The 20,599-nt window shown below is 55.6% G+C and carries 13 protein-coding genes; 5 read left to right on the top strand and 8 right to left on the bottom strand.

Annotated features, from left to right (window positions below; genetic code table 11):
* Positions 1 to 360: 360 nt before the first annotated feature.
* The 5 genes from bcsC to bcsR form a co-directional block, all read right to left on the bottom strand.
* On the bottom strand, positions 361 to 3,855 hold the full coding sequence (gene bcsC, locus ACN28R_RS18150) for a cellulose synthase complex outer membrane protein BcsC (protein ID WP_095835126.1): 3,495 nt from the start codon (positions 3,853 to 3,855) through the stop codon (positions 361 to 363).
* Positions 3,856 to 3,860: 5 nt separating this feature from the next.
* Positions 3,861 to 6,152: a cellulose biosynthesis cyclic di-GMP-binding regulatory protein BcsB gene (bcsB, locus tag ACN28R_RS18145; protein WP_095835125.1), complete on the bottom strand. Its 2,292-nt coding sequence runs from the start codon at positions 6,150 to 6,152 to the stop codon at positions 3,861 to 3,863.
* A 102-nt stretch (positions 6,153 to 6,254) separates the two neighbouring features.
* Entirely contained in the window at positions 6,255 to 8,849 is a 2,595-nt protein-coding gene (gene bcsA / locus ACN28R_RS18140; RefSeq protein WP_095835124.1) for a UDP-forming cellulose synthase catalytic subunit, read from the bottom strand.
* Positions 8,846 to 9,583: a cellulose biosynthesis protein BcsQ gene (gene bcsQ, locus ACN28R_RS18135; protein ID WP_048636694.1), complete on the bottom strand. Its 738-nt coding sequence runs from the start codon at positions 9,581 to 9,583 to the stop codon at positions 8,846 to 8,848. The genes bcsA and bcsQ overlap by 4 nt, the downstream gene beginning before the upstream one ends.
* Positions 9,584 to 9,585: 2 nt before the next feature.
* On the bottom strand, positions 9,586 to 9,777 hold the full coding sequence (bcsR, locus tag ACN28R_RS18130; RefSeq protein ID WP_048639707.1) for a cellulose biosynthesis protein BcsR: 192 nt from the start codon (positions 9,775 to 9,777) through the stop codon (positions 9,586 to 9,588).
* 394 nt (positions 9,778 to 10,171) lie between these two features.
* On the opposite strand from bcsR, the gene bcsE reads away from it, so the two are divergent.
* The 5 genes from bcsE (at position 10,172) to ACN28R_RS18105 (ending at position 16,904) form a co-directional block, all read left to right on the top strand.
* Positions 10,172 to 11,734, top strand: coding sequence for a cellulose biosynthesis protein BcsE (gene bcsE / locus ACN28R_RS18125; RefSeq protein ID WP_095835842.1), 1,563 nt, complete (start codon positions 10,172 to 10,174; stop codon positions 11,732 to 11,734).
* A complete protein-coding gene (bcsF, locus tag ACN28R_RS18120) occupies positions 11,728 to 11,919 on the top strand; it encodes a cellulose biosynthesis protein BcsF (RefSeq protein WP_095835123.1) in 192 nt (63 codons plus the stop codon). The genes bcsE and bcsF overlap by 7 nt, the downstream gene beginning before the upstream one ends.
* 1 nt (position 11,920) lies before the next feature.
* Positions 11,921 to 13,573 (top strand): cellulose biosynthesis protein BcsG, encoded by a 1,653-nt coding sequence (bcsG, locus tag ACN28R_RS18115; protein ID WP_095835122.1) that lies wholly within the window; start codon positions 11,921 to 11,923, stop codon positions 13,571 to 13,573.
* A gap of 544 nt (positions 13,574 to 14,117) precedes the next feature.
* Positions 14,118 to 15,290 (top strand): HAMP domain-containing protein, encoded by a 1,173-nt coding sequence (locus ACN28R_RS18110; protein WP_053085511.1) that lies wholly within the window; start codon positions 14,118 to 14,120, stop codon positions 15,288 to 15,290.
* A gap of 306 nt (positions 15,291 to 15,596) precedes the next feature.
* On the top strand, positions 15,597 to 16,904 hold the full coding sequence (locus ACN28R_RS18105) for a dicarboxylate/amino acid:cation symporter (protein ID WP_048636691.1): 1,308 nt from the start codon (positions 15,597 to 15,599) through the stop codon (positions 16,902 to 16,904).
* 99 nt (positions 16,905 to 17,003) lie between these two features.
* On the opposite strand, the gene ACN28R_RS18100 is transcribed toward ACN28R_RS18105, so the two are convergent.
* Genes ACN28R_RS18100 through ACN28R_RS18090 form a run of 3 tightly spaced genes read right to left on the bottom strand, consistent with a single transcriptional unit; the run spans position 17,004 to position 20,561 of the window.
* The gene (locus ACN28R_RS18100) at positions 17,004 to 17,846 is read right to left on the bottom strand and encodes an ABC transporter permease (RefSeq protein ID WP_095835121.1); all 843 of its coding nucleotides are present in this window, start codon (positions 17,844 to 17,846) and stop codon (positions 17,004 to 17,006) included.
* 1 nt (position 17,847) lies between these two features.
* On the bottom strand, positions 17,848 to 18,855 hold the full coding sequence (locus ACN28R_RS18095) for an ABC transporter permease (protein ID WP_048636689.1): 1,008 nt from the start codon (positions 18,853 to 18,855) through the stop codon (positions 17,848 to 17,850).
* Between the two features lie 17 nt (positions 18,856 to 18,872).
* Positions 18,873 to 20,561: an ABC transporter substrate-binding protein gene (locus tag ACN28R_RS18090; protein ID WP_095835120.1), complete on the bottom strand. Its 1,689-nt coding sequence runs from the start codon at positions 20,559 to 20,561 to the stop codon at positions 18,873 to 18,875.
* Positions 20,562 to 20,599 lie beyond the last annotated feature (38 nt).

Genomic DNA, 20,599 nt, shown 5'->3' with positions numbered 1-20,599 from the left:
ACAAACAAAAACCTTACGTTAATTTACATTGGCGCGAATTTTACATAAGGTGAATATCTTCGCTATTAAAAATCATATAGTTAGAGAAATTTAATATAATGACCTTTAATGTGTATGATTTTTTATGAAAGTCATCCCCATTATTACCTAAATAGTTAAAAGATCAGTAGATATGATGGCGGTTGACATATGTATGTATACTTATCAAATGGTTAGGTTTTTTAATGTTTAAACGGCATGCAAAAAAATTCTGTTGTGTCATCTGTAAGGATGGCAGGTATAAGCCGTTGTTCAGGCAGGCTAAGGTTCCCCTCGCTTGGGGAACCTCGAAAGTGACGTTTTCGGCCGAACGGGATAGCGCTACTTAAAATCGGCATACGGGGTCAGCGGGTGGGGCGGGCTGTCCAGATCGCCCTGCCAGCCGGCGGCGGAGTAGCGTATGTAGATCATGCCGTGGCTGGGGGTGTAGTCTTTGGCTTTCTGAATATCGACGCCGGCCCCCAGCGTCCAGTGCGCGCTAAGCCGGCGTTCGACCACCGCTTGTACGGTATAGCCAAATCCGTGGCTGTTGCCTCCCGGTTCAACGTAGTTCCTGTCACCGTCAGTCAATCCGGCATTAGCGGCCAGACTGGATAGCGGATAACGCCGCTGGTCTTTGGTGGAGGAGTGCGACCAGGAAACCGAACCGCCCACTTCCCACGACCAGTTATCGGTACGTTGGCGGTAATTAACCGGTATGCTGGCGGAGTAGTACTGCTGCGGACTGTAATACCCGCCCTGGCCGAGCGAATAACCGCTCAGATCCTTTTGATAATGCATCCACAGATTGTTGAGGCCGACGGTAACCCGGCGGTTGTCCTGATTGACGACTTTGTAGTAATACCCCGCCATGGCGCGCAGGCGCAGGTTATCGGCAACGTTTTTCCCGGTGATTTGATGGGCGCTGAAATGACTCCAGACGCCGTGTTGCGCGCCCCGGTCATAGCTTAGCCCCAGCGCGGCGCCGTTTGCCCGTACGCCGCCCCAGGTAACGCCGGTTCCCGGATCTTTGGCGCCGGCGAAAGCCAGCAATGAGCTGGAGATAGGACGGCGTGAGGCGGTGGCGGTCCAGCCGATATTCCGCCAGTCGCCGCTATAGCTGATGCCGCCGACGATATCGACCGCCTCAAAACCGATCGGCGTGGTGCCGATGTCCGCTTCCCAGCGATCGTTTTTCCAGCCCGCGGCGATGCTGGTGCCGGTGGTTTTCTGTTTTTTCCCTTTGGCGCATTGCAGATCCGCGCAGGTGCCGAATCCGGCATCGTTGAAACCGTGTTTGTTTAGCGCGAACGAGCCCGCATTCATGCGGATGGTATCGGTACGCAGAAACGCCCGTCCGTCATACCAGGGCATGTCCGCCTGCAGCATAGTGTCATGCGCTTTCAGGTTGGAAATGCCGCCGGTGCCGCTGGAACGCCAGTAATCGTGGCCGAGCGTGACGTTAATATCCTGCTGGCGATACAGGTCGGCGGCGTCGGCGCGAACGCTGCGTTTTAGCCAGTCATCGCTGGGGTCACTACGCGTTAGCCTGGTGTAGGCGGCGTTGTCCTGCGGCGCAACCGGCGTGATGCCGCCGGCGACCATCGCCCGGCGATAATCCTGTTGCGCCTGTTCCGGCTGTAATCGCCGCCGTTCAAAGCGGGCGGCATCGCGGTAAACCAGCGCCTGGTCTGGTCCGGGCGTGTCTTTTTGCGCGTCGATGCGCAGCCGTTGAAAAAGCGCCGCCGCCTGTTCGGTGTTGCCGACTGCCTGCCAGGCGTTGGCGACCCTGCGCCGGCTGTTGAGCGTGTTATCGGTTTGCCCGGCGGGCTGCTGCAGGCGCTGGCGGGCTTCGTCCAGCCTTCCCTGCGCGATAAAGGCTTCAACCTCGCCCAGTCGCGCGTCGGGGTTTTGTGGTTCACGTGCGATGACCTGTTGATAAGCCGCCAGCGCGTCATCGTATTCGCCGCGCGTCAGCGCCCAGTCTCCCAGTTCAAGATCGATGCGCCGGTTGGCCGGTTGCCGGCGCAGATAGGCTATCGCGCCGCGTTCATCGCCCGCATCGCGCATCGCTTGCGCCTGTGCCAACGTCAGCTGCAGCGTCAGGCGCTGTGCAAGTTCATGCATGTTGCTGTTCCACTGTTCGGTGGGCAGCGTATTAAGGTATGCCAGCGCCTGCGCGTTTCGATCGGTCGAGGAGAGATAAAGCGCGTACGCATAGTTTTTCTCAGCATTGGCGGGGGGCTGAGAGGCCGCGTTTTGCAACATGCCGTCAGCTTGATCGCAGTGTCCCAGATTACGCAAGGTCTGAGCATAGCGATAAGCCAGCCAGATATCGTCGGGATCCCACTGCCGCGCCTGACGATATTGTTCGGCGGCCTGCTCCCATTGCCGCCGTGCGAAAAACCGCTCCGCCTGCTGCTTGGCAATATCGCGCCGCAGGCTATTGAGCGTATCGCGCAGCGCATCTTGCTGATCGCGCGGCAGCCCGTTGATATAGGACAGCGCGCTTTCCGGCGACTGGCGCAGGTGGAGGTTTACCAGCCTGCGCAACGCGCTGCCGTTGCCGGGCGCGAGGCGCAGAGCCTGCTGATAGGCGACCTCGGCGGCGGCGTCGTTTTTGGCGGCGACGGCGACATCGCCCAGACCGATCGGCGCGTAAGCGTCGGTATTATCCAGTTGTCGGGCCTGCAGATATTTGAGTTGCGCCAGCATCAGGTTGTTGGCCTGCAACGCGTCGTCGCCCTCTTTTATCGTCAGCCAGTAGCGCGTGCTTTTGATCAGCGTTTGCCATTTGCCGGCGTTCAGATGGTTTATATCGGCCTGTAGCGCCAGTTGAAACTGGCTTAAGGCTTTTTCCCGATTACCGGCGCGCAAATAAGCTACGCCAATGGCGCCGATGAGTTCAGGGTCGTTGGGCGATGCGGCCAACGCGTTGTTCAACTCGTGGATAACGGCGGCGCCGCTATCGCCCCTGCTGATTTTCTCCAGGCTGCTGAGCCGCGCCTGATAGGCCGGATCGGCCAGCATGGCCTGCTGTTTTTTCAGCATTCGGCGGCCGGTTTCGGCTTGAGCGCTCCCCTCAAATACCTCGATAAAGCGTTGCAGGGCATCAACGCTTTGCGGCGTCACGTCCATTCTGCCGACGATTTCCAGCCACAGTGATCCTGCCGAACCGGCGCCGGCGGAATCTGACGCGAGTTGCCGCAATATATCGTAAGCCTGCTCGTTATGGTGCTGGCTGAATAACAGGCGGGCCAGCGCGATGCGTAGCTGCACGCTGCCGGGATAAAGCCGATCCAGCGCCGCCAACTGCTTAATGGCAATCGGCTCCTGGTCTGGCAAGCGCGCGGTCAGACGCCAGTATTCAACGGCAAGTTCTATCGTGGGCGGCTCGCCGTGAAACAGTTCATCGTACTGAACTTTGGCGTCGGCGTAACGGCCGGCGCTTGCTAGCTGACGGGCCTGCTGCAGCTTTTGCCGGACGTCTTGCCGCGTCAGCGCCAGATGCATCTCCGCCTGACGATAGATCGCCGAGTCCGGCGCGATCGCGCGCAGTTTTTCCAGCTGTTGACGGGCCTGCGTTTGATCGCCCTGACGCAGCGCCAGGCGCATCCGCGCCATCATAATCTCCGGATTATTCGGGTCGATCAGCGCCAAACGGTAAAGCGACTGACGCACCAGATCGTCTTTGTAGCGCGCCTCTCCCAGGTGTATCTGTTCTATCAGAAACTGTTGCGGCGAAACCGCTTCCGTAGCCTGCGCCATCGGGGCCGCGGCGGCGAGGGCGACACACGCCCACAGCAGCCTGCGGCTTAAATATTTCAGTATCCTCATGAGGTTTAATCTTTTTCATCGGGCGACAGACGGCGACGGCTGATTCTCTTCAGCACGCGCCATAACAACCAGGCGATGACGACGACGGTCAGGGTGGAAATGCCCGCCAGCAATACCGGGTGTGTCGCCAGCGCATGCCAGACTCGCTCCCACCACGGCAGATGGCCGACGTAATAGACGTCGCCGACCAGCAGGCTGTTGACGCCGGAGTCGCGGATAACCGCCGCCGAGCCGAACACGGCGGCGCGTTTGCCGTCATCGGTCAGCGCATTATTCAACAGCGCGTAGCCCTGCGGGCTATCCGCCAGCAGCGCGACAATACTGCGCCGATCGTGATAGGGAGACTGAATGCCGATGATGGCGGACATCGGCGCTTCGGAACTGATGGCCGTTTTGGTGTCTGGCTTGACGTCATCGGCCGGCGCGCCCATGTCCGCCATCGCGGCCTGGCGCACCGGTTGTTTTACCCAGCTTTGGGCGGCATTCACCAACAGATTGATTTTTTCATCATTACGCAGTTCGGGAGGGATGGCGCCGATCAGCAAAATATCAACGTCCTGCTTGCCGGCTTCTACCCAGTCATCGCTTAATTGCATGGCTAACGCCGGGTAACCGATGCGTGCGCCGATGCTGCCTAAGGCGTTAAGCAACGTACTGACCTGCGAGGCCGTGGGATGTTTATCGATCAGGACCAGCGTTTGCGACAAATCGGCCAAACGGCTGAAAGGGTAGCCTGCGGTAACAAAGGCGCTCAGATCCGGCATGGGCATAAAGTGACGGTAGCCGGAAAAGTCGATTGTTGAGCTGCCGTCAATCATTGCGTGGTTGACGACCGGGGTGTAGGTTTCGCATCGTCCGGCCGCGCCGCTGGCAAGCAGCGTCGTGTAGGTGAAATCAAAACGCAGTTGATTGATGGTTCCCAGTTTTAGCGCCGGGATCTTCAGGTTCTTATCTGAATCCCATAATCCCTGCGTCAACGGCAAACGCAGCAGCAGCGAATCCTGATCGTGCTCCGGCGCCAGCGAGAACGCCTGAACAAACTGGTTATTCAGGTGTACGCTCAGGCGGGAACCGTCTTTGAGTTGCGGTGCGGTATAACGATATTTCAGCTTCATATCGATACCCTGGCTGCGGATCAGGAAAAGATCGGGCGGCAGGTTCAGATTCAGCGCAATAGGGTAGGGCACCGTACCGCTGGTTTGCAGCTGTCCTTCATACTGTTGCAGTTCGGCAAAGGTCATCGGACGGTCGGTTCGTACCCAGTTCGGCGCATCGTAAGGCTGCCGCGGCGCCAGCTGTTCAACCTTATCCACCGTGACGCTCTGCCCGCGGAACAGGATGTTGCCCTGCACCATGCCTTTCACGGCGGTGATCAGATCGCTGTCATCACGGCCTTGTACCAGTAGCAGTTTGGTATACGGGTTGTCCGGATGGTTGATGATGGAAACGGTCGGGGCATTGACCGGCGGCATATCGCGCAGGAAGTCCGGGCGTTGCGCATTAGTGGCGAACACCACGGCATGCCGATCCGGCAGTTGGTTAAACATGGCCGGGAATGATTGCCCGCGCCATTGGGCTTTGCTGCCGAACCAGGACGCCAGGATCGCCGCCGCACGCTGTTGCGCCAGATCCGGTTGGCCGCTGAATACCATCGGCAGCGTCAACGGCCGGTTATCCCGGTTATCAAAAAAGGGCGCCGGGAAAGGAGAAAGTTCGTTTTTCAGGGGTAACGTCTGGAACCGCAGTTCGAGAGCGCTCGATTTGCTGATGTCCAGCCACAGCGAAGAGCTGGCCGGGCTTTCGCAAATGTTCGGATAATGACCGATAAACTCCAGCCGTATACGGTTAAAGTCGCTGATATAGCGAGGGTCGATCGGCATCTGCACCCGGCTGGGTTTGCCTAACCGATCCTGGGTGATGCCGGCGACCCCCATCAGTTCATCATTCAGATAAACCTTGAGGTGCGACTCGATGGGCGTCAGCGACGGGGATGGGGTGAATTCCAGATCGAGCGCGGCCTGCGTAACCACCTCATCGCCGCGTACGCCGAACTCGATCTGCCCGTACGGGCTGGTGCCGCGCAGGGAAATGGCGCCCGGCGAGGGCGCAATCTGGGCGAACGGCAGCTTTACGCTGCGTACGGGCGCGCGGTTGTCCGGTGGTGTCTCCGGCGATATCGGTGCGCTTACGGTGGGCTGGGGCAGGGCTGCCGTCTCAGTGCTCGGCGTAATGGCGGCCTGAGACAACGAGCTGATGCCTAAGGCAATTACGGTAAACCAGGTAGTTTTTTTCGTCATCATGTCATCATCGATATTAAAAGCCTGTCTCGCGCTAGCGAGAGGGAATAGAGCGTTACCGCCTTGCGGAGGGCGTATAAGCCGGCATTTTTGTTGGCGGCATCATGTCGGGCTTCTCCCCACGTAACGCGGTGCGAACGACAGCACCCACGTAATCAGGGTGGTGAAAGCGACAATGACGCTGCGGATAACCGGGGGCGCGTAATCCGCCATACGTAAGTAGCCACGGAAGCCCAGCAGCAGTACATCACGCAGGCTTTCGAGCGGTCTGTCTTCGGGGACGCGGTCTTGCCATAGTGCCCAGGTATCTGCCCGGGCAAAGGTACATTGAATAAAATCAACATGTTGTCTGGTGGTCAGTTCCGCCATCTGTAGGCCGATTTTATTGCCGGCGACTCTGGTGACTTTAAAAGGAAAGGCGTACTCCTGGCGGCCGCGATTTAATAACAGGGAAACGTCGTCGCCTTCCCGCAGCAGTCCGGGGGCGCGCATCGCTATCCCTACGCCGCCGTCGGAATAGTCGTTCATTATGCAAGAGAAGAGGTGGCCGTCAGCGCAGAGAACCGCGGCAGGCATCGACATTTCCACCCGGTGCGACTGGCGCACCTGTTTCGTCTCTACGGCAACCGCGACGGCTCCGCCAAGGATCGTCATGTTGTAGACAACCCACAGCAGACTGATGATAACGGTCATCATTTCTTCGGGGGCGCCGCAATACAGACGCCATATTCCGGCTATCAGCCCGGCGATATTCAACAGCACCAGCAGCAGATAAGGCCGGGTGATTATCCAGTCAACGTGCTGTTCCTCTATCAGCCCCCCTTTGGCGGTAACGTTAAATTTGCCTTTATGCGGGTTAAATAGCGCCACGGTGGTGGGCCTGGCGATGTACCACGCCAGCACGGTTTCATAGATTTCACTCCAGAACGAGTGGCGGTAACGCCCCTGAATGCGAGAGTTCGTCAGGCTGGCGTGAACCATATGCGGGAAAACATACAGGGCGATGGTTACCGCCGGGGCGAAAATGATATAGGCGTGCAATAACAGAAAGGCTAAGGGCGCGGTAAGGAAAATCAAACGGGGAATACCCGACAGAAAATGCAGCATGGCGTTGGCATAGCATAGCCGTTGCCCCAATTTCAGGCCTTTTCCCAACAGCGGATTATCCAGCCGGAAGATCTGCGCCATTCCCCTGGCCCAGCGGATGCGTTGTCCGATATGCGCCGACAGGCTCTCTGTGGCCAGTCCGGCGGCCTGCGGGATACGAATATAAGCGGAGGTGTAGTTGAGCCGGTGAAGGCGCAACGACGTATGGGCGTCTTCCGTGACGGTATCGGTCGCGATGCCGCCAATTTCATCCAGGGCTTTACGGCGCAGAATGGCGCATGAGCCGCAGAAAAAGGCGGCATCCCACATATCGTTACCGTCCTGCACCAAGCCGTAGAACAGGGTTCCCTCGTTGGGGGTGCGGCGGAAACGGCCAAGGTTGCGCTCGAAGGGATCGGGCGAGAAAAAGTGGTGAGGCGTTTGTAACATCGCCAGCTTTTTATCTTTAAAGAACCATCCCATGGTTAATTGCAGGAATGAACGGGTGGGGACATGGTCGCAGTCGAAAATGGCGACGAATTCGCCTTTAGCCTGTTTCAGCGCGTGGTTGATATTCCCGGCTTTCGCATGTTCATGGGTCGTGCGGGCGATGTAGCGTATGCCGACGTCTTCGGCGAAGGCTTTGAATTCAGGACGGCTGCCGTCATCAAGGATATAGATATTGAGTTTATCTTTTGGCCAGTCCATGCCCATGGCGGCGTAAATGGTTGATTTTACTATCTCCAGCGGTTCGTTATAGGTCGGCACCAACAGATCCACCGTCGGCCATTTTCCACTCTCCGCCGGTAAGGAAACCGGGGCACGGTTAAGCGGCCAGATGGTCTGAAAGTAGCCCAGCACCAGCACGACCCAGGCATAGGTTTCCGCCACCAGCAGCAGCACGCCGCAGGTCAGGCTCAAGGGGTCATCCCAATTGAGCGTTGCGGTATAACGCCACCACATATAACGACAGGAAACGGTCAGGGAGAACGCGATCATCATTAGCGTCGGCATGCGCCCCGGTATGCGGCGGACAATCATCACCATGCTCCACAGGAGCAGCATAAAAATAAACTGTGATAAAAGATCGAACGGCTGAGTGATGCACAGGAGGGCCAGAGCGGCGCATAACAGACTGATGACGATAAGCGATAGCGTCTGCAAACCCGTTGCCGCGCGGGGAGCGGCGGCCTGGTTTTCTGCTTGCGTATCGGCGCAGGCCGCCGAATGCGCGCCGCGTGGGAAAAGGCCTGGCAATCCGTCGCTATAGCGTTGCAGGCGGCGTCGCAGCCCGGAAAAATAATTTTTGCCGGGCGCCGCCGTTTGTCCGTTCCTGACGGTCAATAACCATATCCCCTGTATCAGATAGCGCAGGGGATCGGCAGGGCGGGGGCGGCGCGGCGCTATATGCGCAAACCAATGGCGGCGTGATTGCCGAATTTGTTGCCAGCTATCGGATCCCAACGGCAGGAATATCCAGCCAAGTATCGCCAGCAGCGTCGTTAGAAAAGCGGTAAAAGCCGATGCCCCCTGGCGACGATAACCGTCATAGCGTTTTCGCATCGCCTGATAGGCCGCAGGCGCGAGAAAAAAGCGTAGTATCTGGTTCATACCGCCTCTTTCGTCAGATTGATCAGGCACCAGTTCGCCAGCGTAATGATTTCTTCCGCCGCAACGCTTAACGCGCGGTATTCTCCCAGCGGTTGTTTCGCCGCCAGCGATTCCGCCAGCGCCTCGTCGCGGTGAATCACCAGCGGCAGCAAATGTGGAAGCGTATGCAGCCATAGCTGATGCAAGTCCTGCTGTAACACGCTGGTGGGAGAAAACTGGTTTACCAGGAAATGGCGCCGATCCGGCAATGCCTGCTGGTGTAAGCGCACATGGCAGTTCGCATCGGGCGTAAGAAGCAGCAAAACCGCGTCGGCGGCGGCCAGCGCCTGGCGGGTCAGCGGGCTGTTATCCGCCGGCACGTCAATCAAAATCCATCGGTGCTTTCCGTGCGCATTGAGCTGCGCCAGGTTGTCCTGCCAGAAAAGGGGGGAGTGGATGCAATGCTGTTGCAGCGCCGTGATCTCGATTAAATTGAGCTGACCAAACGGCAGAAAATCAAGATTGGGCGCATATTGCATCGCGCCCTGTTGCCAATGCGCGCCATCCACTTGCGAGCGCCCCCAGCCGTTGGATTGCGCGCAAGGCATATTAAAATGGAGCCGCAATAAATTATCCGGCGAGAAGTCAATGGCAAGTACCGTTTCGCCCAACAGCTGCAACGCCCACGCCAGCCCCGCGGCAACGGAGGTTGTTCCTACGCCGCCACGAATACCTTGTAATACAATTACCGGCATATTCAGCGGCTCCCCGTCGACGCTTGCAGTTCCGCCAGCAGAGGCCAGCGTTTCATCATTTGGGTTAAACGTGTTTGAAGAGATATGTCTATATAGTTTATTTCCGGCAACGAAAAAGCCTGCTTTAATACACGCAGATCGTCGTGCAACCCGGCATAGACTACCGTTTGCGAATACTCAATTTTATCATTCATCCCAATTTCTCTGAAAAACAGGCTTATTTTTTGATAATAGTTGTGGGGGGTAACAATTATATCCATACATATTTTAGGTACGGAAACGTAAGCCTGATTATCCGGTTATTTCCCGGATATAAACCTTACTGGAACCGCTACCGGGCGCATTTAAACCCGCTGCTGACATATTTGGCTTTTATCCCGATCGCTAATTTTAGTAATAATCTCATAGAAATTTCCAATAACGACGCGTTCCCTCTGTTCGGGTTAATTAAGATATAAATAGCTTATTAGAGAACATTCCTATTTATATAACTGAAGGTTGAGATTTCAAAATGTAGTGTTAAAGTCTACGTCTCAATTGTTATTTATGATAGATCATAACGGCATTGTCAGAAAAGAAAATTATCATATGACACAGTCATTTTCATTAGGTGTCCGGCGGCTTTGGAATGAAATATCATTACTACAGCCGCCAGGTTTTTATTGGGTTAATATTGAAAGGCAGTTGGATGCCGTATTATTTTGCCGGCAATTAATTAGCGCGCAAACCAATAATGCGCGCGCGGCATTAATCTGTTGCGGCGAAAACAACGAACCACTATTTACGTCATTATTTTTAACCAAACTAAAACAATTCCCTTACTATATTTTACCGAAAAAAAAGGCAGCGTTATTTCATTTCACTAATGACCTGATGCGGGAATTAAAGCCGCAAGAATGGTTATTCGTCTTTTATGCGCCGGCCAGTCTTTGGCGGAATATCGACCAGGAAGAAATTCAGCGCTGGGTGACCGAAACCGGCGAATGGTTACGGCAGCGGCAGTGTACGTTGATCATTCTTAGCTATGGCGGCGATACCGGCAAGTTGGGAAATATGCTTATTTCCCAGCATCGCGCATTGTCTGGTTTAGCCAGCCTGTACCGGCAGCAGGATCGCGCACTCTATTCGGTGTCCTGGTGGAGCACGGAAAATGGCATGACGGCCAACCAGGTGCAGATGTTGCAGCCGGAAGCGGAAGGGTGGCGGGTGGTGGATGATGAAGAACGGTTACCGGCGCCTTTCCTGAATGATGAGGGATTGTTCCTGGCGGAAAAAAGCGTTTTGGAAGGCGCGCCGGCTTTATCGGGCAGCTGGCATCTTTTTGATGAAAATCAAAAAATTACCGATCGTGGCATGTCGGCCCATGCCGCAACCCTGGTTTTTGCGCTTCATAAAACCAGTCAGGTGGACGGCCTGGCCAGACAAATTCACCGTTTGCGCCGCCAGCGGGGCAACATGCTGAAAATGGTGGTGCGGGAAATGAGGCACGCTTTGCGATCCAGTGATGAACGTCTGCTGCTGGCGTGCGGCGCCAATACCATCGTGGCGTATACCGAGCCGCTTTCCCGTTTTCTTTCCCGCCTTGAAAGCGTACAGGGACAGCATTTCACCAGGCTTATTGCCACGGATATCGAGCCGTTGCTGAGTATGACGCGGCCTTCAAACGTTAAGGGCTATCTACCGCCCGACCGATTTGCCCAATGCGTTAACCAGCTCATGAGCAACACGATGATCCCGGAAGGAAGCAAAGGTCTTTTGGTGGCGTTGCGTCCGGTTGCCGGGTTGCGTGCCGCTCAGGCATTGACCATTTGCCACTTAAGGCGCTTCGGCGATGTTATTACCCTATCTCAAGGGCGTTTATTGCTATTTCTTTTCACCTGCCGGATGAATGAACTTGATATGGCGTTGAAAACAATTTTTCGTTTATCGGTGGATGAAATATTCAGTCATCGCGTGGTGTGGTCGCAGGATCCACAAATCTTTTCTGAAATTAGCGCATTATCCGCAAGCCGCGGGGATGACGGAATATCCGCGACGAATAATGATATTCCCGCACATCGGAAACCGCTATCACCGGCAAATCAGATAGTCCGCCGCCAACCTGTCACTATTTCTTTACTCACCGGAGAACAGAGAGAAAATACATGCTAAACCTGAGCGATATCGTTCAACTGGTATTGTTGAGCGCCGTAGTGTTTTTTACGCTTGGCTACGTCGCGCATCATTTTATTCCCCGCTGGCTTCAGTATGGGGAATACCGGTTATTACCACCGAAATACCTTAAATCCGCCGGCATGTTGATGCGCGACGGTTTTTTATCAAAAATTAAGAAATAAAATGAACGAGAAAAAAACACATGCGCAACAAAATCAAAATGCGTGGCGCTACTGGCGTGGATTGGGCGGCTGGAATCTCTACTTTTTACTTAAGTTCGCCTTGCTATGGTTTGGCTATCTTAATTTTCACCCATTACTTAATCTGGTATTTCTGGCGTTTTTATTGATGCCGATTCCGCCGCTCTGGTTGCACCGTTGGCGGCATATTATTGCTATTCCGATCGGGATCGGCTTGTTTTATCACGATACGTGGCTGCCGGGAATAAATACGATTTTTCATCAGGGCGGCTACCTTATAGACTTCGACGCGCTATATTTGCTGGAGTTAATCAATCGATTTGTTAACTGGCAGATGGTTGGCGCCGCGTTGGTGATGGTGGTGGCTTATCTGTTTTTCTGCCAATGGATTCGCATAACGGTATTTACCGTCGCCATCCTGGGATGGTTAAACGTGGTTCATCTCACCGGCCCCATGGTTTCTCTGACGCCGAATGCGACGGCGGCGGTTGCCGGCAATTCGTCAAGCCCGGCTGGCGGCGCGGCGCTATCGTTGCCCGCCGATGACCTTCCGCCCACCAATGAGAACTTGACCGCCTACCTGAATCAGTTTTATGCGCGGGAAAAGGAACGGGTATCGGCCTTTCCCGAGTCGCTGCCTGAGGATGCGCAACCCTTTGATTTATTGATTATCAATATCTGTTCGCTTTCGTGGTCGGATATGGAGGACTCACAGCTGATGAATCATCCGCTGTGGGGTAAGTTCGATATTCTGTTCAGTAATTTCAATTCAGCGACGGCTTATAGCGGGCCTGCCGCCATTCGTTTATTGCGGGCAAGCTGCGGCCAGGAGTCGCATCACGATTTATATCAACCCGCAAATCAACAATGCTATCTGTTTGATAATTTGGCTAAGCTGGGCTTTGAAAAGCAACTGATGCTCGATCACTCAGGCGCGTCCTCCCTGTCGGGGAGTTACCTGCAGGGGCTCCATGATTACGGGGGGCTGCCGTCGACGATGATGTCTCAGGCAGGAATCAGCTACCAGCTGGCCTCATTTGAAGGCGAGCCGCTTTATAACGATCTGGAGTTACTTAACCGCTGGTTGAATAATCGTTCAGGGACAGGGCGCAACGCGACCTTCTTCAACCTGATTCCGCTGCATGACGGTAACCGTTTTGTCGGCACGAATAAATCGGCTGACTTCAGACCACGGGCGAAAATTCTGTTCGATCAATTGGATACTTTCTTCGATGCGCTGCAAAAGTCAGGACGAAAAGTCATGGTCGTCGTCGTGCCGGAACATGGGGCGGCATTGGTGGGCGATAAAATGCAGATGTCCGGGTTGCGCGAGATACCCAGCCCAAGCATTACTCATGTCCCCACCGGCGTGAAGCTGTTCGGTTTACAGGCTCCGCCGCAAAGCACGCCGTTGGATGTTAAATCCAAGAGCAGTTTCCTGGCCATTTCCGCATTGATTTCACGCATGGTGGATGGAAAAGTCTTCTCTGCGCCGGTAATTGACTGGCCGGTATTGGTAAAAGACTTACCGCAAACGGAAGCGATTTCAGAGAATGAAAACGCGGTTGTCATGCCGTATCAGGGTAAACCTTATATTCGTCTTAATGGCGGGGAGTGGGTGCCTTATCCGCAGTAATTTATGTGTGTCCGGGCGGGGGTTGCCTCCGCCTCTGGCCGTTGACCAGCCTGGCTTATGGTCGCCATCCCCGCGCATGCGGGGAACGGGTTTGTAGGCAAGGTCTTGGTCATCAACCTTGGCTTGCGCTTGTTGCTTCCCCTGCCGGTAATACGCTGAGCGGCGCGTCATCTTTCTTTACACCCCGTCATTTCCGCTTTCATCAATTCTTCATCCCGCCCCATTACTTTTTGTTCACCATGGGTTTGTCATGGGGATGCCTCATATTCTGAGGCGTAAAGGTGGATCCTGCATTGTCAGGGGCTTAGGATTAAGATGAAATCCCGAAGATACAAGAAGAAAACAGCATTGGAGCGAAGGGCGGCTGCCTTATACTAGCCGGGATTTATCAGACGTCAGAGATGAAAGACGCCAATTTAACTACTTTAAGCCCCTGGTCGGATGCGTTCGCGACAGATTGGGTTTTCTTGTGAGAAACACGGCAGCAATTTGGAATTGACGGAGAAAGTGCTTGCGGCTTAGACGTTCGTTAACTATTAAGCAGATGACAGCTGTGTCCGTTGTGGCATTGGTGACTATCAGCCTTTTCATCGTGATACAGCTTTTTCACTTCGTGAATCAACGTCGTGACGATTACGCCAGGCAACTGGAGGTTATCGCTTACTCTGTGCGCCAGCCGTTAACGGAGGCCGTGCTGCAGGGGGAAGTGCAACGGGCCGAAGATATTCTGAACAATTTGTTGCCGGCCGGTTTTCTGAGCCGCGCCGATGTGCTTTTGCCCGATGAGTTTCAGACGCTGCATGCCGATTTCCCGACCGAACGCGCGGTGCCGGCGTGGATAGCCAGGATCTTTGAACTGCCGATACGTATTTCCGTGCCGCTCTATTCCCCGCCGCAGACGCAAAATTCGACGCCATTGGCGCACCTGGTCTTGCAGGCCGATTCTTATCGCATGTTTCAGTTTATTATCAGTACGTTCTCGACCATGCTGGCCACTTATCTGCTATTGGCGCTTATTTTATCCATCTCCATTACCTGGTGCATGAACCGGCTGATGGTGCATCCGCTGCGGGCGATTATTGCCGAGTTACAGGGGCTGACGGCGGAAAAGATCCCCCACCATCGGCTGACGCTGCCGGAATGGCATAAAGATGATGAGCTTGGCATGTTGGTTCGCAGCTATAACCGCAATCAGCAGTTGGCGGCGCAATCTCTGACCTCTGCCGCGGCGCAATATGGTTTACCGGATAAAGCCGATTTTATGGTTTGCCTGCAACAGCGGCTGGCGGAAAACGCGCCGCTTAGCCTGATGGTGATCGGTGTTGATCCGGCGCCGGCCGACCATGGCAATCCGCCGGCCGATATGACGGTTAACCTGGTTAATCAACTGCAAGCGGCGGTTGATGAACTGGGGCGAAAGGAGCCTGTTTTATTGGCTTATCTGGATAAAGACGAGTTCGCGCTATTGGGAAATCGGCAGATAGGCGGAGAGCCGGCCCAGACCTGGGGCCAGCGCGTCATTCAGCAAATAAACGCATCATTGCGGTTAACGGATAGCCAGCCTTATCCGCGTGTTTGTGCCGGAGTGCTCAATATTGATGTTCCCGCGATAAACGCGATGCAACGCACGGCGCTTTTCCTGTCACAGGCGCATCTTGCTATGCAATTGGCTCGTCACGATAGAAAGAATGGCGTTCACGTTTTTACAAATGAATAGGCAGATCATTATTTTACACGCTCACTATTAGCGGTCTCTTGCCGCCAAATTGATGGTCCTAAATGGCGTTTTCGCCTTTTGAGTGTTACGTAACTTGACTCTTTGTTGCAAATAAATTGCGCTAATGTTTAGTATTCATCTCAGCTGAAGCGATTCCTCTCTAGTTTTTAACCAAACGTTCACAAACTAAAGTTAGAAAACATTTCCAGACTATTATTGCGGTGTTATTTTCCGGCGCAATCACAGGTGGTATTTCCTATATATACTCTATTAATCACCTGTGTCTCCCTACCATAGGACATAAGTATGAAAACATCTATTTTTAAAAGTCTTTATTTTCAGGTGCTTACTGCTATTACGATAGGGATACTGTTGGGCCATTTCTATCCCGAAATCGGTGAGCAGATGAAACCTCTGGGCGATGGATTTGTTAAATTAATTAAAATGATTATTGCGCCGGTCATTTTTTGTACGGTGGTGACTGGTATCGCCGGCATGGAAAGTATGAAGTCCGTGGGTAAAACCGGGGCGGCCGCTCTGCTGTATTTCGAGGTCGTCAGTACTATTGCCCTGATCATCGGGCTGGTCATTGTGAACGTGGTGCGGCCAGGCGCGGGTATGAATGTCGATCCCGCCGCTCTGGACGCCTCCGCCGTGGCGGTCTATACCCAGCAGGCCGCTCAGCAGGGGTTGATTCCGTTCCTGATGGACGTGATCCCGGCAAGCGCGGTCGGGGCGTTTGCCAGCGGAAATATTTTGCAGGTACTGCTGTTTGCGGTCATGTTTGGCTTCGCGCTGCATCGCCTGGGTGAAAAGGGCAAGATGATATTTGATGTGATCGAAAGTTTCTCCAAAGTTATTTTCGGCATTATCAATATGATCATGCGGCTGGCGCCTTTAGGCGCGTTCGGCGCCATGGCATTCACCATCGGCAAATACGGATTGGGCACGCTGGTGCAGTTAGGTCAGCTAATTCTCTGCTTCTATATCACCTGCCTGCTGTTCGTGTTTCTGGTACTGGGCAGTATTGCCAAAGCGACGGGATTCAGCATCTTTAAATTCATTCGTTATATCAAGGAAGAGCTGCTGATCGTGCTGGGAACCTCCTCTTCCGAATCGGTACTGCCCCGCATGCTGGAGAAAATGGAGAGGGTCGGGTGTAAGAAATCGGTGGTCGGCCTGGTTATTCCCACCGGTTATTCGTTCAACCTGGACGGCACCTCGATTTACCTGACGATGGCCGCCGTCTTTATTGCTCAGGCAACCAACAGCCATATGGACATCTGGCATCAGATCACCCTGCTGGTGGTGTTGCTGCTCTCCTCCAAAGGGGCGGCGGGCGTCACGGGCAGCGGGTTTATCGTGCTGGCGGCCACCCTTTCCGCAGTCGGCCATCTGCCGGTGGCGGGGCTGGCGTTGATTCTGGGTATTGACCGCTTCATGTCGGAAGCCCGCGCGCTGACCAACCTGATTGGCAATGGCGTAGCCACCATCGTGGTGGCGAAATATTGCCGTGAACTGGATCAAGATCAGATGAACGCCGTGCTTTCCGGCGATAAAGGCGATACCGATAATAAAGGCGATAAAACGGCGGAAACGACGACGTTGTCATAATCCACGTTTTCCCGCCCGTACCGCTTTTCCCCACTGTACGCTTGTGCAGTGGGGAAAGTTTTTTTCAGCGTAGGACGTCTGGCGAACCCGCGCGCCGAATCACAGTATGGAAAACGTTGAACGCCGCCGGCGCAGGCGCGGGTTCAGCGCGGTGTGCAGCGCATCGCTCAACAAATTCAGCGCCATCACCGTCAGCATGATGGCGACGCCCGGAATGGCCGTCATATACCAGCCGGTTCTCAGCGCATCCCGCCCGGTGCCGATCATCGAGCCCCAGCTCACCACATTCGGATCGCCCAGACCGAGGAAAGACAATCCGGCTTCGGAGAGAATCGCATTGGCGATCAGCAGGGCGGTGGAAACCACCACCGGCGTCCAGGCGTTAGGCAGGATTTCGCGAAAAATAAGATGCATATCGCTTGCTCCCAGGGAAATGCTGGCGCGCACGAACTCCCGCTGGCGCAGGGACAGAAACTCCGTGCGCACCAGGCGGGCGATACTGGTCCAGGAGGTGATGCCGAGCGCAAAGGTGATTGTACCGATGGAGGGCTGTAGCACGGCCACCAGAATAATCGCCAGCAAAAAAGCCGGGATAGTTTGAAACAGCGTGGTAATGCCGGTCAGCACTCGATCTACCGGGCCGCGATAAAACCCGGAAACCACGCCGACGGCAATGCCGATAAACAGGGCGATCACGGTCGATGTCACGCCGACCAACAGCGACACGCGCGCGCCGTGCAGTAAGCCCGCCAGCAGATCGCGCCCCATCAGATCGGTTCCCAGCGGGAACTGGGGATCCTGTCCCGGCCAGAGATAAGGCTCCGCCACCATGTTCATCGGGTCGTCCGGGAAAAACCAGGGCGCTAGGCAGGCGGCGGCGACAACCAGCGCCAGCACCGCCAGACCAATCAGCGCGGACGGCTGTAATAACCAGCGACGCATATTACCTCTCTTTCCTTATTACGGTTTTTCTTCGCCTGCCGCCGGTAATGCGCACCCGCGGGTCAAGCCCGGCGTGCGCCATATCCACCAGCAGGTTCGACACCACCACCAGTACGCTGCTGAACAGCAATACGCCCAGCAGGATGGGGATATCCCGGTTTTTGATCGCCTCGAACGACAGTTGCCCCAGCCCCGGCCAGGCGAAAACGGTTTCCACGACGATGGAGCCGCCCAGCAGGGCGCTGCTTTGCAGCCCCAGCATGGTGATCACCGGGATGATGGCGTTACGCAACGCATGGGTGAAAATCACACGTCCTTCGCGGGCGCCTTTGGCCCGCGCCGTACGGATAAAATCCTCGGACAGCGTTTCAATCATTGAGGCTCTCGCCAGCCGGGCGTAAACCGCCATGTAGTAAATGGTCAGGGTCAGCACCGGCAGCACCAGATGCGCCGCAATATCCCGCAGCTTATCCACCCCGGCGTAGCCCGCATTGATATCCTGCCAGCCGCTGGCGGGCAGCCACTCCAGCTTGACGGCGAACAGTACGATCAACATCAGCGCCACCCAGAACATCGGCGCGGAGTAACCGATGGTGGAGAGCATGGAGATGGCCGAGTCCGCGATGCCGTGGGGACGGCGCGCCGACGCGACGCCGAGCAGGACGCCGCCCGCCACCGACAGCAACAGGGCGCCGCCCACCAGCAGCAGGGTCGCCGGCAGCCGATCGACGATCAGATTCAATACCGGCTCGCCGAAACGAAATGAAAAGCCCAGATCGCCCTGCGCCAGTTGCCACAAATACGATCCCCACTGTGCCGTGATGTGACGATCCAGACCGTAGAGCTCGCGTAGCTGCTGGATATATTCCGGCGTCGCGCTGCCGCTTTCGCTGGCGATGACGTCCACCAGATCGCCGGGCAGCGCCTTAAGCAGAAAGAAATTCAGGGTGGCGATGCCGACAACCACCCCGGCCAGCTGCAGCAGCCGGAAAAAAATACGTGCCGTCATGGTGTTACGCCCCTCGCTCAGGCGCCTTTTTTATCCAGCCATACATGAGCGAAATTATTCTGACTGTGGTTGAAGGTATCCGTCACGTTGCGCAGGTTGCGGGCCCAGATGCCGAACCATTTGAATTCAAACAGGTTAATCTGGGGGAGATCGCGTTGCACAATGCGCTGTAGATCGTGATAGAGCGCCAGCCGTTTTTGCGGATCGACCTCGATCTGCGCCGCCTCAATGATACGATCGGCTTCCGGGCTGGCGTAGCCTGAGGCGTTGGTCCAGGGCGTACCCTTGCTTTCCGCTTTGGACCAGTAGAGTTGTTCGACGCCCAATTGCGGATCCGTCCAGTTCACGCCCCAGGAGCTGGCAAGCTGGTAGTCATAGTTCTTGAAGATGTTGGTCGTCCAGGTGGCCAGATCCAGCGCGCGCAGCGTGACGTCGATGCCGATGGCGCGCAGCGCCTGACGGACGAATTCTCCGGTGCGGCGGTAGTCATCGCCAAACGGGATGAAGTCGTGGTTCAGCTTGAAGCGCCAGCCGTCCGCTTTTTTCGGGTATCCCGCTTCATCCAGCAGCGCCTGCGCCTTTTTGACATCGAACGGATACTGCTGGGTGTCGGCGGTATAAAAGGTGCTGAGCTGCGAGGATACCGGTCCGGTCGCCGGTTTGGCGTAGCCTCCCCACACGGTTCTGACCAGCAGATCCTTATTGACGGCGTGGGCGATGGCCTGGCGTACCTTCAGGTTGCTCAGAATGGGATCGCGCAGATTGGGCAGCAGCCAGAATGAGGTGGCGAAGCCATTATAGCCGTCGGTATCCAGCGTCAGATTCGGCAGTTGCGCCAGACGGGCGGCGTCGGCGAAGGTGACGGGATTTCGTTCGCCGTACTGGATTTCGCCGGTTTCAAAGGCGGTGGCGCGTCCGGAAACATCGGGGATGATTTTGAACAGCAGCTTATCCAGGAACGGGCGCTCGGGCTGCCAGTATTTATCGAATCGCTCCAGCGCGATGTGGCTGCCGCGCTGCCATTCGCGGAACACGAACGGCCCGGTGCCGACGGGCTTGTTGTTGTATGGATTGTTGGGAATATCCGTGCCTTCATACAGATGACGCGGCAGGATAGGGGTGGCCACCACGTCCAGCGCGTTGAGCACCACCGGCGTGGGTTTGGAAAGCGTCAGGATCACGGTATGTTCATCCGGCGTTTCCACGGCGGACAGGTATTGGAACACCCGGCGGGCGAACGGCGAGTATTGTCTCCAGACATTTTCCGCCGAGAATTTTACGTCGGCCGCGCTGAAAGGCTGGCCGTCGTGCCATAGCACGTTGCGGCGCAGAGATAGCGTGACGGTCAGCCCGTCGTCCGATACCGCCACCTTTTCCGCCAGCTGCGGGCGCGGCGTCAGATCCGGCGCGTAGTCGAACAGTCCGTCGAAAATCTTGCTGACGACGGTACGGCCGGGCGTCGACGTGTTGATAAAGAACGCCAGCGTCGGCGGTTCGGGATGCACCACCGCCTCCAGCGTGCCGCCGCGTATTGCGCCGGTCACGGTATTCGGCAGGCTGCCGACTTCCGCCGCGCTCTCGCTCGGCCAGATGCCGCCAAATACCCCCGATGCCAGAATGGCGCCGGAGATGCCCAGAAACTTGCGGCGGTTGAGTTCATACTCGACCAGCGCGTCGATATTGCTGTCTGATGGACGTTTATTCATTATTTGTTGCCCCTGTGCCTGTCAATAAAATCGAAGTA

This window comes from Brenneria goodwinii (assembly GCF_002291445.1).
In the GTDB taxonomy this organism is placed as follows: domain Bacteria; phylum Pseudomonadota; class Gammaproteobacteria; order Enterobacterales; family Enterobacteriaceae; genus Brenneria; species Brenneria goodwinii.
This window is presented reverse-complemented; position numbering and strand designations above follow the sequence as displayed.